The organism is Variovorax sp. P1_H12_2, assembly GCF_056405335.1.
This window is the reverse complement of sequence record NZ_JBFUCI010000352.1, coordinates 1-6,893: the sequence shown is the minus strand read 5'-3', so window position 1 is coordinate 6,893 and position 6,893 is coordinate 1. Positions and strand designations below refer to the sequence as shown.

At 66.9% G+C, this 6,893-nt stretch carries 7 protein-coding genes; 4 read left to right on the top strand and 3 right to left on the bottom strand.

Translation table 11 applies throughout. The features are described 5' to 3' along the window. Positions 1–99 precede the first annotated feature (99 nt). Positions 100–1,059, bottom strand: coding sequence for a 23S rRNA (adenine(2030)-N(6))-methyltransferase RlmJ (locus AC1D2K_RS26670; protein WP_478092351.1), 960 nt, complete (start codon positions 1,057–1,059; stop codon positions 100–102). 240 nt (positions 1,060–1,299) lie between these two features. On the opposite strand from AC1D2K_RS26670, the gene rplM reads away from it, so the two are divergent. The 3 genes from rplM (at position 1,300) to erpA (ending at position 2,630) form a co-directional block, all read left to right on the top strand. Continuing rightward, positions 1,300–1,731 (top strand): 50S ribosomal protein L13, encoded by a 432-nt coding sequence (gene rplM, locus AC1D2K_RS26665; protein ID WP_158723893.1) that lies wholly within the window; start codon positions 1,300–1,302, stop codon positions 1,729–1,731. A gap of 12 nt (positions 1,732–1,743) precedes the next feature. Continuing rightward, on the top strand, positions 1,744–2,136 hold the full coding sequence (rpsI, locus tag AC1D2K_RS26660; protein WP_478092350.1) for a 30S ribosomal protein S9: 393 nt from the start codon (positions 1,744–1,746) through the stop codon (positions 2,134–2,136). Positions 2,137–2,258: 122 nt separating this feature from the next. Beyond that, positions 2,259–2,630 carry an iron-sulfur cluster insertion protein ErpA gene (erpA, locus tag AC1D2K_RS26655; RefSeq protein ID WP_442283613.1) on the top strand — a complete coding sequence of 124 codons (372 nt, stop codon included), beginning with the start codon at positions 2,259–2,261 and terminating at the stop codon, positions 2,628–2,630. 225 nt (positions 2,631–2,855) lie between these two features. On the opposite strand, the gene AC1D2K_RS26650 is transcribed toward erpA, so the two are convergent. Then, positions 2,856–3,962 (bottom strand): anhydro-N-acetylmuramic acid kinase, encoded by a 1,107-nt coding sequence (locus tag AC1D2K_RS26650; protein ID WP_478092347.1) that lies wholly within the window; start codon positions 3,960–3,962, stop codon positions 2,856–2,858. Between the two features lie 40 nt (positions 3,963–4,002). Further along, positions 4,003–5,355, bottom strand: coding sequence for a peptidoglycan DD-metalloendopeptidase family protein (locus AC1D2K_RS26645; RefSeq protein ID WP_478092346.1), 1,353 nt, complete (start codon positions 5,353–5,355; stop codon positions 4,003–4,005). Between the two features lie 157 nt (positions 5,356–5,512). On the opposite strand from AC1D2K_RS26645, the gene tyrS reads away from it, so the two are divergent. Beyond that, complete coding sequence (gene tyrS, locus AC1D2K_RS26640; RefSeq protein WP_478092344.1) at positions 5,513–6,745, top strand: tyrosine--tRNA ligase; 1,233 nt, start codon at positions 5,513–5,515, stop codon at positions 6,743–6,745. Positions 6,746–6,893 lie beyond the last annotated feature (148 nt).

The window sequence follows — 6,893 nt, the reverse complement described above, 5'->3', positions numbered from 1 at the left end:
GAAACACCGCGGATCTGGCTTTGCCAGTCCGCTGGTGTTGCCCCCGGCCGGGGGTGGGCGGGCTGCACGCAGTGAGCCCAACCTGGGGGCGAGCAACAGCTACCCGCCGCTGTCGAGCGAGAAGGTGGCGTTCCGGTCCTGCGCCAGCCGCTCGGCCATCTGGGGCAGGGCGGCCGCCAGCAGCGGTTTCAGCGTGTAGGGCGGATTGATCAGGAACATGCCGCTGGCGGGCAGGCCCGGCCGGTGCGTGACGCCTGTCGCATCGGTCGTGATCTTGCTCGACTTGACCGTCAGCGTGGCGTGCAGCCACGACTTGCCGGCCTTGGTCGCCATGGTCTTGAGCCGGCGCGGCAGGTCGTGCGCTTCCGGCCGCGGGATGATCGGGTACCAGACGGCGTAGGTGCCGGTCGCAAAACGCTTGAGTGCCTCGGCCACGAAGTCGAGCACCCGGGCGTAGTCGCTCTTGATCTCGTAGCTCGGGTCGCACAGCACCAGGGCGCGGCGTGAAGGCGGCGGCAGGAACTTGGTGGCGCTGCCGAAACCGTCGTCGCGCAGCACCGCGATCTGGCGGCCGGCCTCGAGCTGGGCGATATTGGCGTCGAGGGTGCGGGCGTCGGTCGGGTGCAGCTCGAACAGCTTGAGCTTGTCGTGCTCGCGCAGCAGGTGATGCACGATGAAGGGCGAGCCCGGATAGATCTTGGCGCCGCCCTTGGGGTTGAAGTCGCTGATCACCTCGAGGTAGCGCGCCAGGGCGTCCGCGAGCGGGGCCTCCGCCTCGGCGGTGGGCTTCTTCGACGTTTTCCTGGCCGGTGCTGCGCCGGGCACGGGTGCCGGTGCGGCCTTGGCGGGCGCCAGCAGCCGCAGGATGCCCTCGGCCGCTTCGCCGCTGGTGCCGGCGTAGTCTCCATCGAGGCGGTAGAGGCCGGCACCGGCGTGGGTGTCGACCACGGTCAGCGCCGCTTCTTTTTCGAGCAGATGCTCGAGGGTGGCAATCAGCACCGTGTGCTTGAGCACGTCGGCGTGGTTGCCGGCATGGAAGGCGTGGCGGTAGCTAAACATCCCTGGATGGTAACGGTCTGGCCGCCCGATCTGGGTCCTGATTGCGCCTCAAAGATGATTCTTCGTATAATGGAGGGCTTCGCAGCGCCTTTGTGGCCCCGCGGCGAAGACAGGAACCCGCTTGCGCGGGAACCGGCAACCCACCTAAGAGATTCCCGCCAGAGGAACGCCGACCGTGGAAAAGGGCCAGACGTTCGCGGGCTCACGTGGGGCCCGTCAAACCCTCGAAAGAGAAAACTCATGACCAAAACGTTCAGCGCCAAGCCCGCTGACGTGACGCACGAGTGGTTTGTGATTGACGCGACCGACAAGGTCCTCGGACGAGTAGCCAGCGAAGTTGCTCTCCGTTTGCGCGGCAAACACAAGGCCATTTACACGCCTCACGTCGATACCGGTGACTTCATCGTCATCATCAACGCAGCCCAGCTGCGCGTCACCGGCGCCAAGCCGATCGACAAGGTGTACTACCGCCACTCGGGCTACCCGGGCGGCATCAGTGCCACCAACTTCCGCGACATGCAAGCCAAGTTCCCGGGCCGCGCCCTGGAAAAAGCCGTCAAGGGCATGCTGCCCAAGGGCCCGCTCGGCTACGCGATGATCAAGAAACTCAAGGTGTACGGCGGTGCAGAGCACCCGCACACCGCCCAACAGCCCAAAGTGCTGGAACTGTAAGGAGCCTTGAGAATGATTGGTGAATGGAACAATGGCACCGGCCGTCGCAAATCGAGCGTCGCCCGCGTGTTCATGAAAAAGGGCACCGGCAAGATCACGGTCAATGGCAAGGACATCCAGGCTTATTTCGGCCGGGAAACCTCCATCATGATCGCCAAGCAGCCGCTGTTTTTGACGAACAACGTCGAAGCCTTCGACATCATGATCAACGTCGCAGGCGGCGGTGAATCGGGTCAGGCCGGCGCGGCGCGCCACGGCATCACCCGTGCGCTGATCGACTATGACGCGACCCTCAAGCCGGTGCTGAGCCAGGCCGGCTTCGTGACGCGCGATGCGCRTGAAGTCGAACGTAAGAAGGTCGGCCTGCATTCCGCACGCCGTCGCAAGCAGTTCTCGAAGCGCTAATAAAAGGCGTTTTGGGCTTACCGCTCGCAATGACAAGAAACCGCCTTCGGGCGGTTTTTTGTTGATTGAAGTAGCATTCGTCGATCGGCCGCAGTATTCGGCCCCACAGGAGTCCTCTCACAATGAGCGCCGTTGCAGAAACCATCCAGACCCCGGCCATGATGCCCGAGCCGATCGTCTTCACCGACAGCGCGGCCGCCAAGGTCGCCGACCTGATCGCCGAAGAAGGCAATCCCGACCTCAAGCTGCGCGTGTTCGTGCAGGGCGGCGGCTGCTCGGGCTTCCAGTACGGGTTCACCTTCGACGAGATCACCAACGAAGACGACACCACCATGACCAAGAACGGTGTGTCGCTCCTGATCGACGCCATGAGCTATCAGTACCTGCTCGGCGCCGAGATCGACTACAAGGAAGACCTGCAGGGCGCCCAGTTCGTCATCAAGAACCCGAACGCCACCAGCACCTGCGGCTGCGGATCGAGCTTCTCGGCCTGACGTCCTTCAGGCGCATGCCTCACGAAGCCGCCTCCGGGCGGCTTTTTGCTGCCCGCCCCCCGAACGATCGCACCGTGCGCACCCGGCAAACCCAGGGACTTGGCCGGCGCAGCCAGGCCCGCCGGTGAAACACCGCGGAACCGGCTTTGCCGGGCCGCCGGTGTTGCCCCCGGTAGGGGGTGGGCGGGCTACACGCAGTGAGCCCAACCTGGGGGCGAGCCAACCTCAGGGGTAGATGGCGCCGAGCACCCGGGCGCCGCGGGCGCCGGTCACGCTGGCGAGATTGCCGGGTTGGCCCTGCAGCGTGGCGCGCGCCAGCCAGGCGAAGGCGGCGGCTTCGACTTCCTGCGGCGGCAATCCGCGCTCGGCGGACGACACCACCTCCACGGTCGGCAGCAGGGCCCGCAGCCGTGCCAGCAGATGCAGGTTGAGCGCACCGCCGCCGCACACGATCAGCGTCCGGCTGTCGGCGCCGTAGCGCTGCAGGTGGGCCGCGCAGGTACTGGCCGTCAGCTCGGCCAGCGTGGCCTGCACATCGGCGGGATCGGCTTTCGAGGTGCCCAGGTGCGCGGCCAGCCAATTGGGATTGAACAGGTCGCGGCCCGTGCTCTTGGGCGGCGCCTTGGCGAAATAGGCCTCGGCCAGAAGGCGCGAGAGCAGCTCCGGCAGCACCTGGCCGCTGGCGGCCCACTGGCCGCCGGCGTCGTAGGGCTGGCCGATGTGGGTCTGGCACCAGTGGTCGATCAGCGCGTTGCCCGGTCCGCAGTCGAAGCCGAGCACGGTGCCGCTGCCGGCCGGCAACAGGCTCAGGTTCGAGATGCCGCCGAGGTTCAGCACCGCCACCGCCTGGTCGTCGCGGGCGAACAGGGCCCGGTGGAAGCCCGGCACCAGCGGCGCGCCCTGGCCGCCGGCCGCCAGGTCGCGGCTGCGGAAATCGGCCACCACCCGGATGCCGCTGAGCTCGGCGATCAGCGAAGGGTTGTTGATCTGCAGGGTGTAGCCGACCTCGTCGAACTCGCCGGGCCGGTGCCGGACCGTCTGGCCGTGGGCGCCGATCGCGGTGACGGCGTCGGCCGGCAGGCCGGCATCCTCCAGCAACTGCTTCGCCACGCGGGCATAGACCCGTGCCAGCCCGTTGCCGGCAAGGGCGGCGCGGTGCAACTCGTTGTTGCCGGGGGTATTGAGCGCCATCAGTTCGGCGCGCAAGCCCATGGGGAAGGGTGCGGCTGCGTAGCCCTGGACGGCGATGCCGTCGTTCGAGAAGTCCGCCAGGACGCCGTCGACGCCGTCCAGCGAAGTCCCCGACATCAGGCCGATGAAAAGTTCAGCCATGGGTTGCGGGAGCGTGGGGACGGGGACTGGCCGCCGCGCGTCAGTCCGCGCTGGCCTGGACGACCGAGAACGCGGCCGACAGCTCGGTGCGCGTGGCGATGGCGAGCCGCTCGAAGGCGGGACGAGAGGCTGCGGTGATCGGAACGCCGCCGTCCTGCTGAGCGATCGTGGCCGGGTCGTGGTATTCGCCGTTCACCCGGAACTCGAAATGCAGGTGCGGGCCGGTGGCCCAGCCGGTCGAGCCCACGGCACCGACGGCCTGGCTCTGGCTGACGCTCTGGCCGACCTTGACGTCGATGCGGCTCAGGTGTGCGTAAGCGGTTTCCTGCTTGTTGCGGTGCTTCAGAATGACGATGTTGCCGTAGCCGCTCTGCGTGCCGGCGAACTCGACCGTGCCGTCGCCGACCGCGCGCACCGTGGTGCCGGTGGGGGCCGCGAAGTCGATGCCGTGGTGCTGCCGCCAGCTGTTCAGGATCGGGTGCAAGCGCATCGCGAAGCCGCTGGTCACGCGCGAGAACTCGACCGGCGAGCTCAGGAAGGCGCGGCGCAGGCTGTCGCCGTTGGGGCGGTAGTAGCCGCCCTTCTGGCCGGGCTCCTGGAACCACAGCGCCTGATAGAGCTTGCCGTTGCTCTCGAACTCGGCCGACAGCACGCGCCCGGTGCGCAGCGCCTGGCCGTCGGCGTCGAGGGTCTCGTAGACCACCGCGAAGCGGTCGCCCTTGCGCAGCGAGCGGAAGTCGACGTCGCCGGAAAAGATGTCGGCCAGCTGGCTGGCGACCGCATCGGGGATGCGGGCGTCGTCCGTGGCTGCGAACAGGGAGGTGCGGACGACGCCGCTGGCGAGCCGGGTGCCCGGCGCCAGGACGTCGGCTTCGGTGCGGGCCCTGAAGCCCGTGGGGGTCTTTTCGACCACCATCCGCTTGAAGCCGCCATCGCCGTCGGGAATCCAGCGGGCGCTGAGCTTCTTCAGCGCGTTCTCCTGCGTTGCCTCGGCGGTCACGGTGCGGCCGGGCCGGCTCAGCAGCGCGGCGCGCGCTTCGGCATTGCCGCGGACGAAGGCGGCCGCGTCCGGATCGGCGAGACCCAGGCGCTGCAGCAGCGCCTCGGCGGTGTCGCTCGAGCGGGTGATTTCGGTCCGGAACAGGGTGAAGCTGTGGGCGTCCAGCGCCTCGAGCTGGTCGGCAAAGGAGGTGGCCGGCGCGACGGCCTCGAAGACCTGCTTGACGGGGAGCTCGGCCGCATCCGGGCCGAGGGAGGCGACGGCGAAGGCACCGCCGCCGGCGGACAGCAGCAACGCGGCGATCGCAGCCGTGATCTGCTTGGGGTAGGTCCGAAATGTGTGAGCCACGCGCGAAGCAATCAGCTCCTCGGCGGCAAGAATGCCGTTGATCAAACTTCGAATTCCAGCTCAGGTTCTGCAAATCCGTACTGCAAGGACCGTGTCGAACGGGCGGCAGGACGGTGCGTTCACAGCGCCGCTTAGAATCCGGCGCTTGGAAAAGTCGGGCTGAGTATAGCTTCGGCCATAGTTAAAACAGGCAAAAAGCCCAATGAACCCCGGTTTTGTTACAAGCACAAGTCTGTCTGAAGGCGTAGGACAGGCCCTCGAAATTTCGCTCCGTGGAACCGACGAGCTGCTTCCCCAGGACGAGTGGGTGCGCAAGCTCCAGCGGTCCGAGGCGACCGGCGCGCCGCTGCGCATCAAGCTGGGCCTGGATCCGACGGCGCCGGACATCCATATCGGCCACACGGTGGTGCTCAACAAGATGCGCCAGCTGCAGGATCTCGGCCACACCGTGATTTTCCTGATCGGCGACTTCACCACCACCATCGGCGATCCCTCGGGACGCAACAGCACCCGGCCGCCGCTGACCCGCGAGCAGATCGAGGCCAACGCCCAGACCTACTACAAACAGGCGAGTCTCGTACTCGACCCCTCGAAGACCGAGATCCGTTACAACTCCGAGTGGAGCGACCCGCTGGGCGCCCGCGGGATGATCCAGCTCGCGGCCAAGTACACCGTGGCGCGGATGATGGAGCGCGACGACTTCAACAAGCGTTTCAAGGCCGGCCAGTCGATCTCGGTGCACGAGTTCCTCTATCCGCTGATGCAGGGCTATGACTCGGTGGCGCTCAAGTCGGACCTCGAGCTCGGCGGCACCGACCAGAAGTTCAATCTGCTGGTCGGACGACACCTTCAGCAGGAATACGGGCAAGAGCCGCAGTGCATACTCACTATGCCACTGCTGGAAGGGCTCGACGGCGTCGAGAAGATGTCGAAGAGCAAGAACAACTACATCGGCATCAGCGAGGAGCCGAACACCATGTTCGCCAAGGTGCTGTCGATTTCCGACACCCTGATGTGGCGCTGGTACACGCTGCTGAGCTTCAAGTCGCTGGCGGAGATCGCCGCCCTCAAGGCCGAAATCGACGGCGGGCGCAATCCGAAGGATGCCAAGGTGGCTCTGGCCAAGGAGATCACCGCCCGCTTCCACAGCGCCGCGGCGGCCGAGGCCGCCGAGCAGGACTTCATCAACCGCAGCAAGGGCGGCGTTCCCGACGAGATCCCGGAAGTCGCGCTGGCCGGCGCCCCGCTGGGCATCGCCCAGCTGCTCAAGCAGGCCGGCCTCGCTCCTTCGACCTCCGAGGGCAACCGCCTGATCGACGGCGGCGGCGTCCGCGTCGACTCGACGGTGATCAGCGACAAGGCGCTCAAGCTGCCGCAGGGCACCTACGTCGTCCAGGTCGGCAAGCGCAAATTCGCCAAAGTCACCCTGACCTGACCCACCGGACAGGGGCCGGCGCAGCCCGGCCCCTATTGGTGAAACACCGCGGAACCGGCTTCGCCGGGCCGCTGGTGTTGCCCCCGGTAGGGGGTGGGAGGGCTACACGAAGTGAGCCCGACCTGGGGGCGAGCAACTACCAACTACC